Below are 20,934 nucleotides of genomic sequence, written 5' to 3'. Positions count from 1 at the left end.
AAAGGCGAATTGGCGGAGCCCCGGAAGGGCCCCGCCCTGGATTAGGGTCTTTTAACCCTGGACGGGATCAGTCGACCTTGACCCAGTCGGCGACCAGGCGGTTGTCGGCGCGGTGCACCACCGTCACGTTCTTGCGCATGGCCCAGGGAATGACCTGGTCGTGCAGCGGGATGTGGCCGAAGTCCTTGGCGTGCCCTTCCAGCACCTTGATGATGTCGGCGTCGCGCTTGGCCGGATCGGTCTCGGTCTTGATCCGGTCGATGACGGCGTCCAGTTCCTTGTTGCTGTAGTTGCCCAGGTTGTACATGCCGTCCGCGCCTTCGCCCTTGGTGCGGATCAGGTTCTGCAGCGTGTACATGGCGTCGAAGGTGGGCACGCCCCAGCCGAACAGGTAGGCGCTGGTGTCGTACGACTGCACCTTGGGGAAGTAGGTGGCGCGCGGCATGGCGTTCATGGTGGCCTTCACGCCCACCTTGGCCCACATGCCGATGACGGCCTGGCAGATGGCCTCGTCGTTGATGTAGCGGTTGTTGGGGCAGTCCAGCGTGAAGTTGAGCGTGCCGTCGTAGCCGGCTTCCTTGAGCAGCGCGCGCGCCTTGTCGGCGTCGTAGGGCACGCGCTTGTGCAGCGACTCGGCCCAGCCGTGCACCTGCGGCGCGATCATGGTGCCGGTGGGCGCGGACAGGCCGCGCATCACGGCGCGCTTGATCGCGTCCACGTCGATGGCGCGGTACAGCGCCTCGCGCACGCGCACGTCCTGGAACGGGTTCTTGCCCTTGATGGTGGAGTACTGCAGCTCGGGACGCTTCTGGTCCAGGCCCAGGTAGATGGTGCGGTATTCGTTGCCCTCGACCACCTTGGCCGACTGGCGCAGGCGGTCCAGGTCCTGGGCCGCCGGGTCCAGCACGAAGTCGATCTCGCCCGACAGCAGCGCCGCGGTGCGCGTGGCGTTCTGCTTGATCGGCGTGAACACGACTTCGGTCACGTTGCCGACCTTGCCGGCCTTGTTCCACCAGTCCTTGTTCTCCTCGAACACGGTGCGCACGTCCACTTCGCGCGACTTCAGCTTGTAGGGGCCGGTGCCGTTGGTGTTGCGCGCGCCGTAGGTTTCTTCCTTGTTGACGAAGTCCTGCGGCTTGGCGATGTTGTGCTTCTCGGCCCAGGCCTTGTTCATGATGAACACATTGGTCAGCTGGCGCAGCAGCACGGGATTGGGCGCCGAGGTCTCCACCTCGACCGTCAGGTCGTCGACCTTGCGCGCTTCCTTGATGCCGGTGGTGTAGGCCTTGTAGTTCGAGGTCGGGGCCATCGCGCGGTGGATCGAGAACACCACGTCGTCGGCGGTGAAGGCGGCGCCGTCGTGGAACTTCACGTTCGGGCGCAGCTTGAAGCGGTACAGCGTGGGCGAGACCTGCTGCCATTCGGTGGCCAGGCGCGGGGTCAGCTTGAAGGACTTGTCGTAGTCCACCAGCGGTTCGTAGATATAGCTGTTGGCGGCGATCGTCATGCCTTCGTTCTGCGAGTGCGGGTCGAAGGTGAGGATGTCGCCCTGGGCGGCCCAGCGGAAGGTTTTGGCCTGCCCGATCGAGGGCGCGGCCACGGCGGCTGCGGCGATCGCGATAGCAATCAAAGTGCGGCGCATAGGATCAACTCCTGACAGTAGTCTGAATACCGGCGCGATATTGCCTACCCGCGGAACCCCCGTCAATTCAGGGTTTATGCGTACCGGAACAGGTTTTCTCAGAGAGAAAACTATTAGGGACGCATATGCTTGTAACAAAAAAATAGGACGAACGCTGTTCGGTTTTGTGCCGCCTATTCTTCTTCTGCAATCGGCAGTTCCAGCGGCACGTGCTCGGTCATCAGCACTTCCAGCATCTCGATCAGCTGCGCGGCCTTTTCCTCGCCGAAGGGCGCCAGCACCGCCTTCTGGTGCTGCAGGGCCTGCTCGCACAGCGAGGCGATCAGGTTCGATCCCTTGGCCGTGATGCGCACGCGCGTCTGGCGCCGGTCCGCCCGCACGCCATTGCGCGCCACCAGGCCTTCGGCCTCCATGCGCTGCACCACCTTGCTCAGCGTGGGCTGTTTGGTGATGGCCAGCACCGCCAGCGAGCCTATGGTTTCGCCCTCGCTGCCCTGCAGGCTGGCCAGCACCCGCCACTGGGTCACCGACAGGCCGGCCGCCCTGACCTGCAGGTGGAACTCCGCCGAAATGCGCTGGCTGGCCTGCGCCAGCAGATAGGCGAGGTAGCCGTCGACGAAACGGGGAGCGCCGCGCGCCGCCGTGGAAGTGTCCCGCTGATTCTGCAATTCCATGCTGTTCTGCTCCGATGTCCGCGCCCGGGCGCATGCTGTTGCGCAACACAGGGTATACCCGGAATCGCAACCCGTTTTTGCACTCTGACGGGGCGCGCGGCGTGCCCCAAACTAGTGATCAACGAGTATATACATCCTTGTTTTATTGCGATATTTTTTTCTTTCCATGAAATTTCATCTTTTTTGTTGACAGCTAAAACGTTGACTCCTAAAGTATTTTTTAGATGAATTTTCCATGACGTGGCGATGCTGCGCAGCAGCAACGGCTGAGGACCCGACGACCGGGCCCGCAAGGAGTTCCTGATGGCAGAAAGGTCTTTCAAGAAAGAAGTCCAGCAACTGCGAATCGGCGCGGGCGAAGAGTTCCGCGGCGAGGGAATTCTTGCGGTCACCAAGGCCCTGCTGCAATCCGGCGTGGGCTACGTCGCCGGCTACCAGGGTTCGCCGATCTCGCACCTGATGGACGTGCTGGCCGACGCCAACGACATCCTGCAGGAACTCGGCGTGCACTTCGAGGCCAGCGCCTCGGAAGCCACCGCGGCCGCCACGCTGGCGGCCTCGGTCATGTATCCGATCCGCGGCGCGGTCACCTGGAAATCCACCGTGGGCACCAACGTCGCCTCCGACGCGCTGGCCAACCTGGCCTCGGGCGGCGTCACCGGCGGCGCGCTGGTGATCGTGGGCGAGGACTACGGCGAAGGCTCGTCCATCATGCAGGAACGCTCGCACGCGTTCGCCATGAAATCCCAGATCTGGCTGCTGGACCCGCGTCCCAACCTGGAAAGCATGGTCAAGGCGGTCGAGGACGGGTTCGAATTGTCCGAGGCCAGCAAGACGCCGGTGATGCTGCAGCTGCGCATCCGCGGCTGCCATGTGCATGGCCGCTTCATCGCCAAGGAAAACAAGCGTCCTGCGTTTTCGCTGGCCCAGGCGCTGGAAAGCCCCGAGCGCGACACCAGCCGCATCGTGCTGCCGCCGGCCTCGTTCCTGCACGAGCAGGAAAAGATCAAGGAGCGCTGGCCCGCCGCCATCCGCTACATCAAGGAACACAGGCTCAACGAGTTCTTCGACGGCGAGCAGGACGACGTCGGCCTGATCCTGCAGGGCGGCCTCTACAACGGCGTCATCCGCGCGCTGCAGCTGCTGGGCCTGGCCGACCACTTCGGCAACAGCCGCATTCCGCTGTACGTCATGAACGTGACCTATCCCGTGATCGAGGACGAGGTCGTCGAGTTCTGCCGGGGCAAGCGCGCCGTGCTGCTGCTGGAAGAAGGCCAGCCCGACTATATCGAGCAGAACCTGCACGCGGTGCTGCGCCGCGCCGACGTCCAGACGCGGCTGTCCGGCAAGGACGTGCTGCCCATGGCCGGCGAGTACACCACCCAGGTCATGCGCGACGGCCTGCGCGAATTTCTCAAGCGCAACCGTCCGCAATCGCTGCAGACGCACCCTGCCGTCGCGGCCGACGCCCAGGCCGCCGAACGCCAGCTCGAAATCACCGAACTGGCGCGGCCCAGGCCGGCCCGGCCGGCCGAGCAGCCCATCACCTTCCACAAGCACGTCGAAGGCCTGGCGGCGGTGGTGCCGCCGCGGCCGGCGGGCTTCTGTACCGGCTGTCCGGAGCGGCCGATCTTCTCGGCGCTGACCCTGGCGCAGGAGAAGCTGGGCCAGCACCACATTTCGTGCGACATCGGCTGCCACCTGTTCTCCATCCTGCCGCCCTTCAACCTGGGCGCCACCACCATGGGTTACGGCCTGGGCGCCTCCAGCGCGGCGGCGTTCAACGTGCCGGCGGCCAAGCGGCCCATTTCCATCATGGGCGACGGCGGCTTCTGGCACAACGGGCTGGCCTCGGGCATCGGCAACGCGGTGTTCAACAAGTACGACGGCGTGATCGTCATCGTCGACAACTACTACTCCTCGGCCACCGGCGGCCAGGACATCCTGTCCTCGCGCGCCGACAACCCGGACCGCTCGACCAACAACCCCATCGACGAGGCCGTGCGCGGCGTCGGCGTGAAATGGGTGCGCACGCTGGACCGCACCTACGACGTGGCCAAGGTGCGCGCCACCCTCGAAGAGGCGCTGACCACCGACGTCAAGGGCCCCAAGGTCATCATCGCGCAGTCCGAATGCATGCTGAACAAGCAGCGCCGCGTCAAGCCGCTGTTCAACCAGGCGGTGAAGGCGGGCAAGCGCGCGGTCAAGGAGCGCTTCGGCGTGGACCCCGACGTCTGTACCGGCGACCACGCCTGTATCCGCCTGTCGGGCTGTCCGTCGCTGACGGTCAAGGACAGCGGCGATCCGCTCAAGGAAGATCCGGTCGCGCACGTCGAAAGCAGCTGCGTGGGCTGCGGCAACTGCGGCGAAGTGGCCCATGCCGCGGTGCTATGCCCGTCGTTCTACCGCGCCGACATCGTCCACAACCCGACCGGCCGGGACCGCGTCATGGCGCGCATGCGCGGCGCCGTGATCGGCTTTCTGCAACGGCGCCGCGCCGCGCGCCTGACCCACGACGCCCTTTGAGGAACTCTGCTCCATGAACGCGGCCGCTATGCAGCAAGCCAATCCGATCAAGATCGCCATCCTGGCCATGGGCGGCCAGGGCGGCGGCGTGCTGGCCGACTGGATCGTCGACATGGCCGAGCACGCCAGCTGGTGGGCCCAGACCACTTCGGTGCCCGGCGTGGCCCAGCGCACCGGCGCCACCATCTATTACGTGGAGCTGATGCCCGAGGCCGAAGTGCGGCGCGCCGGCAGGCAGCCGGCGCTGGCGCTGATGCCCACGCCCGGCGACGTGGACCTGGTGGTGGCGGCCGAGCTGATGGAAGGCGGGCGCGCGATCCAGCGCGGCCTGGTCACGCCCGAGCGCACGGTGCTGCTGGCCTCGTCGCACCGCAGCTACGCCGTCAGCGAAAAATCCGCGCCCGGCAACGGCATCGCCGATCCCAACAAAGTGCTGGAAGCCGGCCGCGCGGCGGCCCGTCGCTTTCTCTGCTTCGACCTGCAAGACCTGGCCGACCGGGCCGGCAGCGTCATCAGCGCCAGCCTGTTCGGCGCGGTGGCGGGCAGCGGCGCGCTGCCGTTCGCGCGCGACGATTTCGAGGCCACGGTGCGGCGCGCCGGCCTGGGCGTGGAGGCCAGCCTGCGCGCCTTCGCGCTGGGTTTCGAAGCAGCCGACCAGGCCCCCGCGCAGCCCGCCGCCATCGACCTGGAACGGCCGCTGCCGGCGCTGCCCGAGACCGCCGCCAGCCCGCGCGCGCAGGCCCTGCTGGACGCCATCAAGCGCGATTTCCCCGCCTGTGCGCAACCCATGCTGGTGGCCGGCGTGCGCCGCCAGATCGAGTTCCAGGACCTGGCCTACGCCGGCGACTATCTGCGCCACATGAAAGCCATCCGCGACCTGGACGCCGCGCACGGCGGCGACGCGCGCCAGTGGGCGCTGACCTGCGCGGCGGCGCGCTACGTGGCCACGGCCATGGCCTACGACGACGTGATCCGCGTCGCCGACCTGAAAACCCGCGGCACGCGCTTCGAGCGCGTGCGCCAGGAAGTGGGCGCGCGCCCGGACCAGCTGGTCTACACCACCGAATTCATGCACCCGCGGCTGGAGGAAATCTGCGGCACGCTGCCGGCCGGGCTGGGCCGCTGGCTGGAGGGCTCCAAGGCCTTCGGCGGTTTCGTCGCGCGCCGTCTGGGCCGCGGGCGCCGCATGCAGAGCAGCACGCTGGGCGGCTTCCTGATGCTGTACGCGCTGGCCGGCATGCGGCGGTTCCGCCGCGGCACGCTGCGCCACCAGACCGAGGCCGCGGGCCTGCGGCAATGGCTGGACCTGATCGCCAGGCTGGCGCCGCGCGACTACGCGCTGGCCGTCGAAACCGTCAACTGCCGCCGCCTGGTCAAGGGCTATAGCGACACCCACGTGCGCGGCGGCGGCAAGTACCGCCAGCTCATCGCCGCCGCCGAACGGCTGGCCGGCCAGCCCAACGCCGCGGCGACGCTGCGCGAACTGCGCGACACCGCCCTGGCCCACGAAAAATGCGAGCCCATGGAGCGCCAGCTGGCCGAAAAGCTGGCGGCCTGAGCGACGGACCGCCGCCAGCGCGGCGGCCCCGGCGAATCCGCACAAAGAGAGAGACAGACGCCGTGCAAACATTGAAACTCATCGTTCGCGAAGTCCGCCAGGAATCGCCCTTGATCCGCTCTTTCCGGCTGGCCCGCGAAGACGGCGGACCGCTGCCCGCCTTCGGGCCGGGCGCGCATCTGAAGGTGTCGGTGCCGGGCCAGCGCGAGCCGCGCTGCTACTCGCTGGTGCAGCTCGCGCCCGACGCCGGCCGCTACGCCCAGCCCCTCGAATACCGCCTGGGCGTGCGCCTCGAAGAAGCCAGCCAGGGCGGTTCGCGCTACATGCACGCGCTGTCCGAGGGCGACCTGGTCACGGCCGAAGGCCCGCGCAACGACTTTCCGCTGCACGAAGCGCCCGCCGGCGACGAACCCGTGCTGCTGATCGCGGGCGGCATCGGCATCACGCCCATCGCCTCCATGGCCGCCGCGCTCAAGTCCGCCGGCCGCGCCTTCCATCTGTACTATTGCGGCCGCACCCGCGGCCAGCTGGCCTTCCTGCCCGAGCTGCAGGCGCTGGCCGGCGCCGACCTGAGCCTGCACGCCGACGACGAGCCCGACTGCTGCTTCGACCTGCGCGCGCTGCTGGATTCGGCCTCGCCGCGCCAGCACCTGTACGTGTGCGGCCCCAAGGGCCTGATCGACGCCGTCATCCACGAAGCCCGCGCCCGCCACTGGCCCGACGCCCACATCCATTTCGAACTGTTCACCACGGCCGCGCCGCAGGCCGGCGACCAGGCTTTCGAGGTCGAGCTGCGCCAGTCCGGCCAGGTGCTGACCATCCCCGCGGACAAGACCATCATCGAGGTCATGGAGGAAGCCGGCTGCGATCCGATGTACGACTGCAAGCGCGGCGAATGCGGGGTCTGCCAGGCCACGGTGCTGGAGGGCGAGCCCGACCACCGCGACTACTACCTCTCGGACACCGAGAAGGCCAGCGGCAAGATCATCCAGATCTGCATCTCGCGCGCGAAATCCGCGCGCCTGGTGCTGGATCTGTAGGCACGACGCAAGGAAGCGCCATCATGAGCAAATACCGCGACAACCCCGACGCCATCCGCGCCCTGCTGCGCGAGACCGAAGTGCACAAGGACCTGTTCGTCGACCAGGAACTGTTCGAGCTGGAAATGGAGCGCCTGTACGCCAACACCTGGGTCTACGTGGGCCACGACAGCCAGGTGCCGAACCCGGGCGACTACATCACCACCACGGTGGGCGACCAGCCGGTGGTGATGGTGCGCCACAGCGACCGCAGCGTGCGCGTGCTGCACAACCGCTGCCCGCACAAGGGCACGATGGTCGCCGGCGACGCCTGCGGCAACACCGGCAAGTTCTTCCGCTGCCCCTATCACGCCTGGACCTTCAAGACCGACGGCAGCCTGCTGTCCATCCCGCTCAAGAAAGGCTACGAAAACACCGGCCTGGAGCACTGCGAGGCCAGCAAGGGCATGGCCGCCGTGCAGGACGTGCGCAACCACCGCGGCTTCGTGTTCTGCCGCCTCAATCCGCAGGGCCAGTCGTTCGAGGAATTCTTCGGCGATTCGCTGTCGACGCTGGACAACATGGTCGACCGCTCGCCCGAAGGCCGGCTGGAAGTCGCCGGCGGCGTGATGCGCTACATGCACCGCTGCAACTGGAAGATGCTGGTCGATAACCAGACCGACACCTGCCACCCGATGGTGGCGCACGAATCGTCGGCGGGCACCGCGGTCAAGGTCTGGGAGCAGGCGCCCGCCGGCACGCCCAAGCCCATGGCCGTGGAACTGTTCGCGCCGTTCATCTCGCCCTACGAGTTCTTCGAGAACATGGGCATACGCGTATGGGAAAACGGCCACGGCCACACCGGCGTGGCCGACTCCATCCACGCTTCCTATTCCGGCATTCCGGGCTACTGGGACGCCATGGTGGCGGCCTACGGCGAGGAACGCGCCGGCCAGATCCTGGGCGACGTGCGCCACAACACCGTGTACTTCCCCAACATCATGGTCAAGGGCCCGATCCAGACGCTGCGCGTGTTCAAGCCGATCGCGGCCGACCGGACGCTGGTGGAGTCCTGGACCTTCCGCCTGGTGGGCGCGCCCGACCTGCTGCTGGAGCGCACCCTCATGTACAACCGGCTGATCAACGCGCCGACCTCGGTGGTCGGCCATGACGACCTGGAAATGTACGAGCGCGCGCAGGACGGCCTGCATTCGCGCGCGCGCGAATGGGTGAACGTCGGCCGGCTCTACTCGCCCGACGAGACCGGCCGCAAGAACGTCACCACCAACGGCACCAACGAATGGCAGATGCGCAACCAGTACCGCGCATGGGGCCGCTACATGACCGCAACGGAGCCGGTATGAGCGCGAGCGACCGTGAACTGATCGATTTCGTCTACGCCGAGGCGCGCATGCTGGACGAGCAGCGCTTCGAGGAATGGCTGGACCTGTACACCGAGGACGGCCGCTACTGGATGCCGCTGGCCCACGGCCAGACCGACCCCAGGCTGCACGCCTCGCTGATGTACGAAGACAAGCTGCTCTTGCGCGTACGCGTGCAACGGCTGGCCGGCCAGCGCACCTACTCGCAGCAGCCCAGGAGCCGCTGCCACCACCTGCTGCAGGCGCCCACCGTCGAGCACGGCCACCCCGAAGCCGCGCCGGCCGAAGGCCGCCACGTGGTGCGCACCGCCTTTCATTACGTGGAGACCCGGCTCGACACGCAGACGCTGTACGCCGGCTGGGCCACCCACCACCTGGTGGAGCAGGACGGCGGCCTGCGCATCCAGCTCAAGCGCGTGGACCTCGTCAACTGCGACGCGGCCTTCGGCAATATCCAACTGTTCATGTAGGAGCGGCTCGTGAACACCACGGTCCATCAGGCACTGCTCGACACCGCCGCGCGCCACGGCGCCCGGCCCTTTCTGTGCATACTGCCGGAGACGGCGCAGGCCTATGGCGTCGGCGCCGGCGAGCTGAGCTACGCCCAGGCCGCCAGCGCCGTCGAGACGCTGCGCGCGGCCTACGCCCGCGCCGGCTACGGCCACGGCCACCGCGCCGGGCTGTTGCTGGAGAACCGCCCCGCGTTCTTCCTGCACTGGTTCGCGCTGAACGCGCTGGGCGTGTCGGTGGTGCCGATCAACCCGGACCTGCGCGCCGCGGAACTCGAATACCTGACGGGGCACTCCGAGATCGCGCTGGCCGTGGCCCTGCCCGAACGCCACGACGACCTGATCGCGGCCGCCCGGCGCGCCGGCCGCGAGCTGCGCGTGATGGGCCCGGACGACGTGCCCCCGCCCGCGCCCTTTGGCGCGCCGCTGGCAGGCAGCGAGCCGGATGTCCTGACCGAATGCGCCCTGCTCTACACGTCCGGCACCACCGGCCGCCCCAAGGGCTGCATCCTGCCCAACCGCTACTTCCTGCATGCCGGCGGCTGGTATGCGCGCATCGGCGGCCTGGCCGCCCTGCGGCCCGGCGAGGAACGCATGCTGACGCCGCTGCCGCTGGTGCACATGAACGCGATGGCGTATTCGGCCATGGCCATGCTGCTGACCGGCGGCTGCCTGATCCCGCTGGACCGCTTCCATCCCAGGACCTGGTGGGACAGCGTGCGCGAATCGCGCGCCACGGTGCTGCACTACCTGGGCGTCATGCCCGCCATCCTGATGAAGGCCGAGGCGTCGCCGCGCGATCTGCAGCCCACCATCCGCTTCGGCTTCGGCGCCGGCGTGGACCGCAAGCTGCACCAGCCTTTCGAGGCGCGCTTCGGCTTTCCGCTGCTGGAGGCCTGGGCCATGACCGAGACCGGCGCGGGCGCCGTCATCATCGCCAACCGCGAGCCGCGTCACATCGGCAGCAGCTGCTTCGGCCGCGAGGAAGACGACGTGCAGGTGCGCATCGTCGACGACGCCGGCGCCGAGGCCGCCATCGGCGAGCCCGGCGAGCTGCTGGTGCGCCATGCCGGCGACGACCCGCGCTACGGCTTTTTCGCCGGCTACCTGAAGGACGAGGCCGCCACGGCCCAGGCCTGGGAAGGCGGCTGGTTCCATACCGGCGACATCGTGCGCCGCGAGGCCGACGGCGCGCTGCGCTTCGTGGACCGCAAGAAGAACGTGATCCGCAGAAGCGGCGAGAACATCTCGGCCGTGGAAGTCGAAAGCGTGCTGATGCAGCATCCGCTGGTCAAGGCGGTGGCGGTGGCCGCCGTGCCCGACACCGTGCGCGGCGACGAGGTGCTGGCCTGCGTGGTGCCCGAGACCCAGCCCGCCTCCGACGCCGAGCTGGCCGAGGCCGCGCGCAGCATCGTGCAATGGAGCCTGGAACAGCTGGCGTACTACAAGGCGCCGGGCTATGTGGCCTTCGTGGACGCCCTGCCGCTCACCACCACCAACAAGATCCAGCGCGGCGAGATGAAGGCGCTAGCGCCCACCCTGCCCGGCACGGCCCGCTGCGTGGATACCTGCTCGATGAAGAAGCGGCCCGCCGCGCAGCCGCAGGAGCCGCTTCGATGAGCGCGCGCCTGGGCTATGACGGCGTGGTGGCGGCCCTGCCCGTCACCATCCCGTACGAGCGCTATTCCACCCACGCCGCCCACTGGTGGCTGGGACGCGCGCTGGGCGCGCTGATCCGCCAGGCCGGCATCGCCAAGGCCGAGGTGGACGGGCTTTGCGTGTCCAGCTTCACGCTGGCGCCCGACACCGCGGTCGGCCTGGTGCAGCATCTGGGCATGAGCCCGCGCTGGCTGGACCACATCCCCATGGGCGGGGCCAGCGGCGTGGCGGCCCTGCGCCGCGCCGCCCGCGCCGTACAGGCCGGCGACGCCGGCATCGTGGCCTGCCTGGCGGGCGACACCAACCACGTGGACTCGTTTCGCAACACGGTCAGCCAGTTCTCGCGCTTCGCGCAGGACGCGGTGTATCCGTACGGCGCGGGCGGCCCCAACGCCAGCTTCGCGCTGCTGACGGCCAACTACATGCGCGCCACCGGCGCCACGCGCGCCGATTTCGGCAAGCTGTGCGTGGCGCAGCGCGACAACGCGCTGCGCTTTCCGCATGCGCTGATGAAAAAGCCGCTGACGCTGGCCCAGTACCTGGACGCGCGCGTCATCACCGACCCCATCCACCTGTTCGACTGCGTCATGCCCTGCGCCGGCGCCGACGCCTTCCTGGTCATGAGCGAGGACCGGGCGCGCGCGCTGGGCCTGCCGCATGTGCGCATCCTCTCCACCATCGAGCGCCACAACGCCTGGATCGAAGATCCCATCCAGACGCGCGGCGGCTGGACCATGGACGTGGACGAACTGTACGGACAGGCCGGCGTCGCGCCGGCCGACATGGATTTCCTGCAGGCCTACGACGACTACCCGGTCATCAACATGATGCAGATCGAAGACCTGGGCTTCTGCGAAAAAGGCGCGGCGCCGGACTTCGTGCGCCGCCACAGCTTCACCGTGGACGGCAGCTTCCCCTTCAATACCAACGGCGGGCAGCTGTCGGTGGGCCAGGCCGGCGCGGCCGGCGGCTACCTGGGGCTGGTCGAGGCCCTGCGCCAGCTGACCGGCACGGCCGGCGGCACGCAGGTGGCCGACGCGCGCCTGGGCATGGTCAGCGGCTTCGGCATGATCAATTACGACCGCGGGCTGTGCACCGCCGCGGCCATCCTGGCAAGGAGCGAGGCATGACGGAACCGCTGGCCAGGCCGCCCCGCAAGAATCCCGTCGCGCGCACGCGCCAGCCGACGCTGCCGCCCGGCTCGCGCAGCCGCGCCGCGCTCGGGCTGACCGCGGCCGCCGCCGAAGGCCGCTTCGAACTGCAGACCTGCGCCGACTGCGGGACGGTGCAGTACCCGCCGCGCGAGGTCTGCGGCCATTGCCTGTCCGAACGCCTGCCGTGGCTTGCGGTCGATCCCGCCGGCGTGCTGCTGGCGAGCACCGTCCTGCACCACAGCAACGACCTGTATTTCCGCGAGCGCCTGCCCTGGCGCGTGGGCACGGTGCGCATGGCCGCCGGCCCCTCGGTGGTGGCCCACGTGCACCAGGATTGCGCCGACGGCGGCCGCGTGCGGCTGGCGCTCAAGCTCGACCGCAGCGGCCAGGCCGTGATGATCGCCCTGCCCGAAAGGAACACGCCCAACATGGAAGACGACAAGACCCTGCGCGAGACCTCGTGCGATCCGAAGTTCCGCCGCGCGCTCGTCACCGACGGCAAGTCGGCGGTGGGCCAGGCCGTGGCGCGCGCCCTGCTCGATGCCGGCAGCCCCATGGTGTTCCTGGGCGATCCGCAGCCCTGGCGCCGCGACGCCGCGTTCGACGCGCTGGCGTCCGATCCGCGGGTGCAGGCGGTGGACCTGAACGTGACCGATACCGACTCGGTCGAGCGCGTGGCCGCGTCGATCGGCGGCAAGGTGGAGATCCTGGTGAACACCGCCGACCTGGAACGCGAAGGCGGCCTGCTCGGGCGCAAGGACGTGAACACCGCGCGCGACGCCATGGACGTGAACGTGCTGGGACTGATGCGCCTGGCCCAGGGCTTCGGCCCGGCGCTGTGCGGCCGCGCGGCCGACGGCGTGAACAACGCCGCGGCCTGGGTCAATGTGCTGTCGATCTATGCCCACATGAACCTGCCCTCGCGCGGCATGTGGTCGGCGTCCAAGGCGGCCGCGCTGTCGCTGGCGCAGTGCCTGCGCGCCGAAATGCGCGGCGCGGGCGTGCGGGTGGTGAACGTGTTCCCCGGGCCGGTGGACCACGAATGGGAGCAGCGCACGCCGCCGCCGCGCGTGGCGCCGGCCGCGCTGGCCGCCGCCATCGTGCGCGCCCTGAAGGAAGGCACCGAGGACGTCTACGTCGGCGACGTGGCGCAGGAGTTCCGCGCGCGCCTGGCGCAGAACCCCAAGGGACTGGAGCGGGAACTGGGGGCCTGAGGCCGCCGCCCCGACGATACGAACGACAGGAGCAAACAGTGAGCCAACCCATACTCGCCCAATTCATGGCCGAACTGGTTTCGGGCCGCATCCGCGTGGTGGACCTGACCGAGACGCTGACGCCGGAATTTCCCACCATCGTGCTGCCGCCGGAGTTCGGCCAGGCCTGGCCCTTCCGCATCGAAGAGATCTCGCGCTATGACGAGCGCGGCCCGGGCTGGTACTGGAATAACTTCTCTTGCTCGGAGCACACCGGCACGCACTTCGACGCGCCGGTGCACTGGATCACCGGCAAGGACCAGCCCGACAATACCGTCGACACCATCCCGATCGAGGCCTTCATCGCCAACGCCTGCGTCATCGACTGCTCGGCCGAGGCCCGCGACAATCCGGACTTCCTGCTGACCGTCGACTTCGTGCAGCGGTGGGAGGAGCGCCACGGCCGCATACCCGCGCGCTCCTGGGTGCTGATGCGCACCGACTGGTCCAAGCGCGCCAAGCCGGCCGAATACCTCAACATGCAGGACGACGGCGCGCACTCGCCCGGCCCGGACGCCGAGGTCGTGCCCTGGCTCATCAAGGAGCGCGACGTGCACGGCTTCGGCACCGAATCGGTGGGCACCGACGCCGGCCAGGCCCAGCACCTGGACCCGCCCTATCCCTGCCATTACTACATGCACGGCAATAACCGCTACGGCCTGCAGTGCCTGACCAATCTGGACCAGCTGCCCCCCACCGGCGCGGTGATCTTCTCGGCGCCACTCAAGATCCGCAGCGGCTCGGGCAGCCCCTTGCGCGTGCTGGCGCTGGCGCCCAAGGCCTGAACGGCGACAAGAAAAGGGGGAAACCATGACGCAAAACCACGTCGCGCTGGTGACCGGCGGCAGCGCCGGCATCGGCGCCGAAATCTGCCGCAGCATGCTGGAGGCCGGCTACGAGGTCGTCTCCATGGCGCGCCGCGCCGCCGACTTCAGCCATCCGCGCCTGCACAACATCCAGGTCGACCTGCTGGACGCCGAGGCCACCGCGCAGGCCGGGGCCGAGGCCTCGGCCCGGTTTCCGATCAGCCACGTGATCCACAACGCCGGCGTGATCTGGCCCAACCTGCTGCCGCAGGTCACCCAGGAAGAACTGCACGGCCTGACCCAGATCCACCTGGGCGCGGCCATCAGTCTGGTGCAGTCGGCCCTGCCCGGCATGCAGGAGCGCAGGTTCGGCCGCATCGTGCTGATGTCCTCGCGCGGCGCGCTGGGCTTGCCCACGCGCACCGCGTATTCGGCCACCAAGGCCGGCATGGTGGGCATGGCGCGCACCTGGTCGCTGGAGCTGGCGCCCCACGGCATCACGGTCAACGTGGTGGCGCCCGGCCCGATCCAGACGGACATGTTCTATGAAGTGATCGACCCCGGCAGCGAGCGCGAAAAGCAGCTGGCCGCCGGCATTCCGGTCAAGCGCCTGGGCCGCGCCGACGACGTGGCGCGCGCCGTGATGTTCTTCGCCGATCCGGCCAACAGCTTCGTCACCGGCCAGACCCTGTTCGTATGCGGCGGCGCGAGCGTCAGCTCCATCACCATCTGAACCGCGCCGGCGCCGCGCTTCGGGTTTTGACCGATAGGTAAGCGCGACGCCCGGGTCTACAGTGCAGAGCCTGCGCAACAGAAATTTTAAGTAACAAGCATTTTTCGCAGTTCCCGTTTTCTCCGTTTTCCAGCCGCACTCCCACCCTGCTCCCTATCCGGAGGTCTTGCCATGCTGTCGAAGAAAATCCCCCTGGCCGCCGCCGCTGCGGTCGCCGCGCTGTTCGCACTGCCCGCCCTGGCGCAGATGAAGGTCGGCGTCGTCACCTCGTCCACCGGCCCCACCGCGCTGGTCGGCATCCCGCAGAAGAACACCGTGCCGCTGCTGCCCAAGCAGATAGGCGGCCTGACGGTGGAATACATTTCGCTGGACGACGCCAGCGATTCCACCAACTCGGTCACGGCCTTCAAGAAGCTGATCACGGAGCAGAACGTGGACGCGCTGATCGGCCCGTCTGGTTCGCCCAACGCCATGGGCGTGATCCAGTTCGCCGCCGAGGCCGGCGTGCCGATGCTGGCGCCGGTGGGCACGGCCGCCGTGGTGCTGCCCATGAACGAACAGAAGAAGTGGGTCTTCAAGACCACCCAGAACGACGACATCATCGCGCGCGCGCTGGTGGACCACATGGTCAAGTCCGGCATCAAGACGGTCGGCTTCATCGGCCTGAACGATCCGTATGGCGAGAACTGGTACAAGGTCTTCTCCGGCATGGCCGCCGAGAAGGGCCTGAAGATCACCGCCAATGAACGCTATCTGCGCTTCGACAGCTCGGTCACCGGGCAGGCCCTGAAGATCCTGGCCGCCAAGCCCGACGCGGTGCTGGTGGCCGCCCCCGGCGCGGCCAGCGTGCTGCCGCAGACCACGCTGTACGACCAGGGCTACAAGGGCAAGTTCTACCAGACCCACGGCGCGGCCCTGCCCGACTTCCTCAAGCTGGGCGGCAAGAAGGTCGAGGGCACGGTGCTGGCCGCCAGCCTGATGCTGGTGCTGCCGGAAATGCCGGACAGCAACCCCTCCAAGAAGGTCGCTTCCGACTACATCGCGGCCTACGAAAAGCTCAACGGCTCGCGTCCGGCCACCTTCGGCGCCAACGTATTCGACGCCGGCCTGCTGCTGCAGCAGGCCGTGCCGCTGGCCGAAAAAGCCGGCAAGCCGGGCACCAAGGAGTTCCGCAGCGCGCTGCGCGACGCGCTGGAACAGACCAAGGAGCTGGTCGGCACCCAGGGCGTCTACAACATGACGGCCGCCGACCATAGCGGGTTCGACGAGCGCGGGCGCGAGCTGATTACGGTGAAGGACGGGGCCTGGACTCTGGTGAAGTAGGTCCCCCCCGAAGCGCTGCGCGCTTCCCCCCCAGGGGGGCATGCCTGCGGACCGGCGGAGCCGGATCCGCGGCATCCCGCTGGCGCCTGTGCGGCGCTGTACTAGTCGGAATTCTGCATGAATGCTCAGATTGCCCTGATACTCGGGCAGGATGGCATCACCAACGGCGCGATCTATGCGCTGCTGGCCTTGTCCATCCTGCTGGTGTTTACCGTTACCCGCGTGCTGTTCATCCCGCAGGGAGAGTTCGTGGCCTTCGGCGCGCTGACCATGGCCGCGCTGCAGGCCGGCAAGCCGGTGCAGCTGGTCTGGCTGCTGTTCGCCTTCGCGCTGGCCGAGGTCGGCGCCGACCTGCTGGCGCGGCGCAAACGGCCGGGCCGCGGCCGCGGCGCGTGGCGCATGGCGGCCAAGCTGGCCTATCCGCTGGCGCTGGCCGCGCTGTTCTACAAGCTGCCGCTGGCGCAGCTGCCGATGGCCGCGCAGGCGCTGCTGACGCTGCTGCTGGTGGTGCCGATGGGGCCGCAGCTGTATCGCCTGTTCTACCAGCCGATCGCGTCGGCCTCGACGCTGGTGCTGCTGATCGTGTCCATCGCGGTGCACCTGGCGCTGGTCGGGCTGGGGCTGCTGGCCTTCGGCGCCGAGGGCGCGCGCACCGCGCCGTTCAGCGACGCCAGCCTGACGCTGGGGCCGCTCAACGTCAACAGCCAGGCGCTGTGGGTGCTGGCGGTGTCGGCGCTGCTCATCGTGGTGCTCTACCAGTTCTTCGAACGCTCCATGTACGGCAAGGCGCTGCGCGCGGCCGCCTTCAACCGCCTGGGCGCGCGGCTCATGGGCATCTCACCGATCTTCGCCGGCAAGGCCACGTTCTTCCTGGCCGCGCTGATCGGCACGGTGTCGGGCATTCTCATCGCCCCCATCACCACCATGTACTTCGATTCCGGCTTCATGGTGAGCCTCAAGGGCTTCGTGGGCGCCATCATCGGCGGCCTGGTGAGCTATCCGCTGGCCGCCGCCGGCGCGGTGCTGGTCGGGCTGATCGAGGCCTTCTCCTCGTTCTGGGCCAGCGCCTACAAAGAAATCATCGTGTTCACGCTGATCATCCCCGTGCTGCTCTGGCGCTCGCTGAAAAGCCATCACGTCGAGGAAGAAGACGAATGAATCCGCGCCACATCCTCTACGCATTCCTGGCGCTGCTGGCGTTGGCGCCGCTGTCCCTGCCGCCTTTCTACGTGACGCTGCTGAACTACATCGGCCTGTACGCGCTGGTGGCGCTGGGCCTGGTGCTGCTGACCGGCGTCGGCGGGCTGACCAGCTTCGGCCAGGCCGCCTTCGTGGGCGTGGGCGCCTACACCACGGCGCTGCTGACCACGCGCGCCGAGGCCCTGCCCGCCTGGCTGGCGTGGCTGGGCGCCTCGCCCTGGCTGACCCTGCTGGCCGGGCTGGCGCTGACGCTGGCGGTGGCCTATCTGCTGGGCGCCATCACGCTCAAGCTGTCCGGCCACTTCCTGCCGCTGGGCACCATCGCCTGGGGCCTGTCGCTGTACTTCGTGTTCGGCTCGGTCGAAGGCCTGGGCGGCCACACCGGCATTCCCGACATTCCCGCCATCGAGCTGTTCGGCTGGACGCTGAACCAGGGCGACAACATCTATTACCTGATCTGGGCCTTCCTGCTGGTGGCGGTCTGGTCCACGCAGAACCTGCTGGATTCGCGCGAGGGCCGCGCCATCCGCGCGCTCAAGGGCGGGCGCGTAATGGCGGAATCCATGGGCGTGGACACGGCGCGTTCGCGCATGGTGATCTTCATCATCGCCGCGCTGCAGGCCTGCGCCTCGGGCTGGCTCTACGCGCACATGCAGCGCTTCGTCAATCCCAACCCCTTCGGCCTGCAGATGGGCATCGAATACCTGTTCATGACCGTCATCGGCGGCGCCGGACAGGTGTGGGGCGCGCTGGTCGGCGCGGGCGTGTTCACGGTGCTCAAGCAGTGGCTGCAGGACTGGATGCCCCGACTGCTGGGCCAGACCGGCAACTTCGAGGTGATCGTCTTCGGCTTCGGCATGGTGCTGCTGCTGCACCGCGCACGCAGCGGCCTGTGGCCGGTGCTGGTGCGCTGCGTGCCGCTGAAGAAAAAGGTCCGCGAACTGGACATGAACGCCGAGCCGCTGCCGCGCAAGCCCATGCCGCCCCGCGGCGAAGTGGTGCTAAAGGCCGTGGACGTGACGCGCAAGTTCGGCGGCCTGGTGGCCAACAACGCCATGAACCTGGAAGTCCGCGCCGGCGAGATCCTGGCCCTGATCGGGCCCAACGGCGCCGGCAAAAGCACCATGTTCAACCAGATCTCCGGCGTGGACACGCCGACCTCCGGCCAGGTCACGCTGCTGGGCCATGCCGTGGCCGGCGCCGGCGCGCGCCGGATCGCGCGGCTGGGCCTGTCGCGCACCTTCCAGCACGTGCGCCTGCTGGGCCGCATGAGCGTGCTGGAGAACGTCGCCATCGGCGCCCACCTGCGCGGCCACCGCGGCGTGCTGCCGGCGGCCTGGCGGCTGGACCGCGCCGAAGAGGCGCGCCTGCTGGCCGAGGCCGCGCGGCAGATCGAACGCGTCGGCCTGGGCCGCCACCTGCACGACGAAGCCGGCTCGCTGGCCCTGGGCCAGCAGCGCATCCTGGAAATCGCGCGGGCGCTGGCGTCCGATCCGTGCATCCTGCTGCTGGACGAACCCGCGGCCGGGCTGCGCTACCAGGAGAAATGCGAGCTCGCGGAACTGCTGAAGAAGCTGCGCGCCGAAGGCATGGCCATCCTGCTGGTCGAGCACGACATGGACTTCGTGATGGGCCTGGTGGACCGCGTGGTCGTCATGGACTTCGGCGAAAAGATCGCCGAGGGCCTGCCGGCCGAAGTGCAGCACAACCCCGCGGTGCTGGAAGCCTATCTGGGCGGAGTGGAATAGATGAGCGCGAAACTGCTGGAAGTGCGCGAGCTGCGCGTGGCCTACGACAAGGTCGAGGCCGTCTCGGGCGTGAGCCTGGAGGTGGGCGAAGGCCAGATCGTCACCGTGATCGGCCCCAATGGCGCGGGCAAGACCACGCTGCTGTCGGCCATCATGGGCGTGCTGCCCTCGGCCGGGGAGATCGTCTTCGGCGGCAAGCCGCAGCGGCATGCCGAGATCGAGGAGATGGTGGCCGCCGGCATGAACCTGGTGCCGGAAAAGCGCGAACTGTTCGCCGAGATGACCGTGGAGGACAACCTGATGCTGGGCGCGTTCCACCGCTGGCGCAGCGGACTGCGCGACCGCGACCAGACCCTGGCCGAAGTCTACGACCTGTTTCCGCGGCTGCAGGAGCGCCGCGCGCAGCTGGCCGGCACGCTGTCGGGCGGCGAACGCCAGATGCTGGCGGTGGGCCGCGCGCTGATGGCCAAGCCGCGGCTGCTGATGCTGGACGAACCCAGCCTGGGACTGGCGCCGCGCATCGTGCAGGAAGTGTTCCGCATCGTCGCGCGGCTGCGCGAGATGGGCGTGTCCATCCTGCTCATCGAACAGAACGCCCGGGCCGCGCTGAAAGTGGCGGATTATGCCTATGTGCTGGAGACCGGCGCGGTCACGCTGGCCGGGCCGGCCGCGCAGGTGGCGCAGGACCCGCGGGTGGTGGAGGTTTATCTGGGGCTGGGGCATGGGGCGGCCGGGGCCGCCTGACGGGGGGCCGGCGCCCTACGCCACCCCCCTGCGGCGATCCCGGCGGTACAGCGCATAGCCCAGCGGCCACATCGCCGCCACCATGAAGCGGGCGACGGGGTTGGTGAGCCGGTAGGCCTGGACCGCGGTGGGCACGCCGGAATGCTTCAGGTGCAGGCGAAATCGCGTGTAGCGCGCCGCCGCCATGATGAATTCGCGCGGGCGGTAGCGGAAGAATTCCAGGTGATGCTGCAGCATGTCCCAGGCCAGCAGGTACAGGCCCTGGGCGTTGTTGGCGGCGGATACCGCGGCCTGACTCAGGCCGCCGGGCGTGTCGTGGTAGGTGCGCACGACGCGGTTGATGAAGCGGCTCAGGTAGCCGGCGCGCGCGATGGCCCACCACACCAGGCTTTCCGGCACGAAGCCGGCCACGTCCTCGGGGAAGGGATAGGCCCTGAGGATGTCGGTGCGCATGCAGCCGAATTTTTCGCCCTTGATGCGGTAGCGGAAATAGACGTCGACCGCGGTGCTGTCGAAAACGTCCTGCGGATAACGGTCGCCCACGACGCTGCCGTCGGGGCGCGCGCACAGGCCGGTGACGGCCACGTAGGAGTCGCGCCGCGCCGGCGGGATGCTTTCCCAGGCCGCTTTGAAGATGGCCAGGGCGTCGGGCGGCATTTCGTCGTCGCTGTCCAGGGCGACGATGAGCTGGCCGCGCGCTTCGCGCACGCCGCGGTTGAAAGCGGTTTTCTTGTGCTGGTTGTTCTGCCAGAAATAACGGATCGGGAAATCTGCGCGCGCCTGCCAGTCCAGAATCGATTCGTGGGTATTGTCGGTGGAGCCGTCGTCCACCACCACCCATTCGAAACCCCGGAAAGTCTGCCGGGAAAGGGATTCATAGACCCGGTGCAGCGTTCCCGCCCTGTTGTAGGTGGGCGTTAGAACGGTAAAAAATGTTGGCGTGTCATTCATGCCCACTGTGCCCCTTTGCGATTTCGATCAACCGCTGCGGTCTTGGTATTTAT

The 20,934-nt window shown here is 68.4% G+C and carries 17 protein-coding genes; 14 read left to right on the top strand and 3 right to left on the bottom strand.

What is annotated here, in order from left to right; genetic code table 11:
* Nucleotides 1-67: 67 nt before the first annotated feature.
* Both C1I89_RS27480 and C1I89_RS27475 read right to left on the bottom strand, forming a co-directional pair.
* Nucleotides 68-1,642, bottom strand: coding sequence for an ABC transporter substrate-binding protein (locus C1I89_RS27480; RefSeq protein ID WP_102775549.1), 1,575 nt, complete (start codon nucleotides 1,640-1,642; stop codon nucleotides 68-70).
* A gap of 173 nt (nucleotides 1,643-1,815) precedes the next feature.
* Nucleotides 1,816-2,316: a MarR family winged helix-turn-helix transcriptional regulator gene (locus C1I89_RS27475; protein WP_102775548.1), complete on the bottom strand. Its 501-nt coding sequence runs from the start codon at nucleotides 2,314-2,316 to the stop codon at nucleotides 1,816-1,818.
* 303 nt (nucleotides 2,317-2,619) lie between these two features.
* Between C1I89_RS27475 and C1I89_RS27470 the strand changes: the two genes are divergently transcribed.
* From C1I89_RS27470 to C1I89_RS27405, 14 genes are all read left to right on the top strand, one after another.
* Nucleotides 2,620-4,842, top strand: a complete 2,223-nt coding sequence (locus C1I89_RS27470) for an indolepyruvate ferredoxin oxidoreductase subunit alpha (RefSeq protein WP_102775547.1) — start codon at nucleotides 2,620-2,622, stop codon at nucleotides 4,840-4,842.
* Nucleotides 4,843-4,855: 13 nt separating this feature from the next.
* On the top strand, nucleotides 4,856-6,400 hold the full coding sequence (locus C1I89_RS27465; protein WP_102775546.1) for an indolepyruvate oxidoreductase subunit beta family protein: 1,545 nt from the start codon (nucleotides 4,856-4,858) through the stop codon (nucleotides 6,398-6,400).
* 62 nt (nucleotides 6,401-6,462) lie between these two features.
* Nucleotides 6,463-7,440 (top strand): PDR/VanB family oxidoreductase, encoded by a 978-nt coding sequence (locus tag C1I89_RS27460; RefSeq protein WP_102775545.1) that lies wholly within the window; start codon nucleotides 6,463-6,465, stop codon nucleotides 7,438-7,440.
* A 23-nt stretch (nucleotides 7,441-7,463) separates the two neighbouring features.
* Complete coding sequence (locus C1I89_RS27455; RefSeq protein WP_102775544.1) at nucleotides 7,464-8,783, top strand: aromatic ring-hydroxylating dioxygenase subunit alpha; 1,320 nt, start codon at nucleotides 7,464-7,466, stop codon at nucleotides 8,781-8,783.
* Nucleotides 8,780-9,271 carry an aromatic-ring-hydroxylating dioxygenase subunit beta gene (locus tag C1I89_RS27450; protein WP_102775543.1) on the top strand — a complete coding sequence of 164 codons (492 nt, stop codon included), beginning with the start codon at nucleotides 8,780-8,782 and terminating at the stop codon, nucleotides 9,269-9,271. The genes C1I89_RS27455 and C1I89_RS27450 overlap by 4 nt, the downstream gene beginning before the upstream one ends.
* Before the next feature lie 9 nt (nucleotides 9,272-9,280).
* The gene (locus C1I89_RS27445) at nucleotides 9,281-10,930 is read left to right on the top strand and encodes an AMP-binding protein (RefSeq protein WP_102775542.1); all 1,650 of its coding nucleotides are present in this window, start codon (nucleotides 9,281-9,283) and stop codon (nucleotides 10,928-10,930) included.
* Nucleotides 10,927-12,099 carry a thiolase family protein gene (locus C1I89_RS27440; RefSeq protein ID WP_102775541.1) on the top strand — a complete coding sequence of 391 codons (1,173 nt, stop codon included), beginning with the start codon at nucleotides 10,927-10,929 and terminating at the stop codon, nucleotides 12,097-12,099. The genes C1I89_RS27445 and C1I89_RS27440 overlap by 4 nt, the downstream gene beginning before the upstream one ends.
* On the top strand, nucleotides 12,096-13,337 hold the full coding sequence (locus C1I89_RS27435) for an SDR family NAD(P)-dependent oxidoreductase (protein WP_102775540.1): 1,242 nt from the start codon (nucleotides 12,096-12,098) through the stop codon (nucleotides 13,335-13,337). The genes C1I89_RS27440 and C1I89_RS27435 overlap by 4 nt, the downstream gene beginning before the upstream one ends.
* A 38-nt stretch (nucleotides 13,338-13,375) precedes the next feature.
* A complete protein-coding gene (locus C1I89_RS27430; protein ID WP_102775539.1) occupies nucleotides 13,376-14,161 on the top strand; it encodes a cyclase family protein in 786 nt (261 codons plus the stop codon).
* A 25-nt stretch (nucleotides 14,162-14,186) separates the two neighbouring features.
* The gene (locus C1I89_RS27425; protein WP_102775538.1) at nucleotides 14,187-14,915 is read left to right on the top strand and encodes an SDR family NAD(P)-dependent oxidoreductase; all 729 of its coding nucleotides are present in this window, start codon (nucleotides 14,187-14,189) and stop codon (nucleotides 14,913-14,915) included.
* Between the two features lie 171 nt (nucleotides 14,916-15,086).
* A complete protein-coding gene (locus tag C1I89_RS27420) occupies nucleotides 15,087-16,238 on the top strand; it encodes an ABC transporter substrate-binding protein (RefSeq protein ID WP_102775537.1) in 1,152 nt (383 codons plus the stop codon).
* A 117-nt stretch (nucleotides 16,239-16,355) separates the two neighbouring features.
* Nucleotides 16,356-17,396, top strand: coding sequence for a branched-chain amino acid ABC transporter permease (locus C1I89_RS27415; protein ID WP_102775536.1), 1,041 nt, complete (start codon nucleotides 16,356-16,358; stop codon nucleotides 17,394-17,396).
* A complete protein-coding gene (locus C1I89_RS27410; protein WP_102775535.1) occupies nucleotides 17,393-19,186 on the top strand; it encodes a branched-chain amino acid ABC transporter ATP-binding protein/permease in 1,794 nt (597 codons plus the stop codon). Before C1I89_RS27415 ends, C1I89_RS27410 begins: the two co-directional genes overlap by 4 nt.
* Entirely contained in the window at nucleotides 19,187-19,930 is a 744-nt protein-coding gene (locus tag C1I89_RS27405) for an ABC transporter ATP-binding protein (RefSeq protein WP_102775534.1), read from the top strand.
* A 15-nt stretch (nucleotides 19,931-19,945) separates the two neighbouring features.
* Here the strand turns inward: C1I89_RS27405 and C1I89_RS27400 are convergent, their stop codons facing one another.
* Nucleotides 19,946-20,881: a glycosyltransferase family 2 protein gene (locus C1I89_RS27400; RefSeq protein ID WP_102775533.1), complete on the bottom strand. Its 936-nt coding sequence runs from the start codon at nucleotides 20,879-20,881 to the stop codon at nucleotides 19,946-19,948.
* Nucleotides 20,882-20,934 lie beyond the last annotated feature (53 nt).

It is taken from the genome of Achromobacter pulmonis (assembly GCF_002885955.2).
GTDB classification, from domain to species: Bacteria; Pseudomonadota; Gammaproteobacteria; order Burkholderiales; family Burkholderiaceae_B; genus Achromobacter; species Achromobacter pulmonis_A.
This window is presented reverse-complemented; position numbering and strand designations above follow the sequence as displayed.

Bases quoted from the DNA above. Each gene is read 5' to 3' on its own strand.
- C1I89_RS27480 (WP_102775549.1), bottom strand. From the start codon at position 1,642: ATGCGCCGCACTTTGATTGCTATCGCGATCGCCGCAGCCGCCGTGGCC.
- C1I89_RS27475 (WP_102775548.1), bottom strand. From the start codon at position 2,316: ATGGAATTGCAGAATCAGCGGGACACTTCCACGGCGGCGCGCGGCGCT.
- C1I89_RS27470 (WP_102775547.1), top strand. From the start codon at position 2,620: ATGGCAGAAAGGTCTTTCAAGAAAGAAGTCCAGCAACTGCGAATCGGC.
- C1I89_RS27465 (WP_102775546.1), top strand. From the start codon at position 4,856: ATGAACGCGGCCGCTATGCAGCAAGCCAATCCGATCAAGATCGCCATC.
- C1I89_RS27455 (WP_102775544.1), top strand. From the start codon at position 7,464: ATGAGCAAATACCGCGACAACCCCGACGCCATCCGCGCCCTGCTGCGC.
- C1I89_RS27450 (WP_102775543.1), top strand. From the start codon at position 8,780: ATGAGCGCGAGCGACCGTGAACTGATCGATTTCGTCTACGCCGAGGCG.
- C1I89_RS27440 (WP_102775541.1), top strand. From the start codon at position 10,927: ATGAGCGCGCGCCTGGGCTATGACGGCGTGGTGGCGGCCCTGCCCGTC.
- C1I89_RS27435 (WP_102775540.1), top strand. From the start codon at position 12,096: ATGACGGAACCGCTGGCCAGGCCGCCCCGCAAGAATCCCGTCGCGCGC.
- C1I89_RS27425 (WP_102775538.1), top strand. From the start codon at position 14,187: ATGACGCAAAACCACGTCGCGCTGGTGACCGGCGGCAGCGCCGGCATC.
- C1I89_RS27420 (WP_102775537.1), top strand. From the start codon at position 15,087: ATGCTGTCGAAGAAAATCCCCCTGGCCGCCGCCGCTGCGGTCGCCGCG.
- C1I89_RS27415 (WP_102775536.1), top strand. From the start codon at position 16,356: ATGAATGCTCAGATTGCCCTGATACTCGGGCAGGATGGCATCACCAAC.
- C1I89_RS27410 (WP_102775535.1), top strand. From the start codon at position 17,393: ATGAATCCGCGCCACATCCTCTACGCATTCCTGGCGCTGCTGGCGTTG.
- C1I89_RS27405 (WP_102775534.1), top strand. From the start codon at position 19,187: ATGAGCGCGAAACTGCTGGAAGTGCGCGAGCTGCGCGTGGCCTACGAC.
- C1I89_RS27400 (WP_102775533.1), bottom strand. From the start codon at position 20,881: ATGAATGACACGCCAACATTTTTTACCGTTCTAACGCCCACCTACAAC.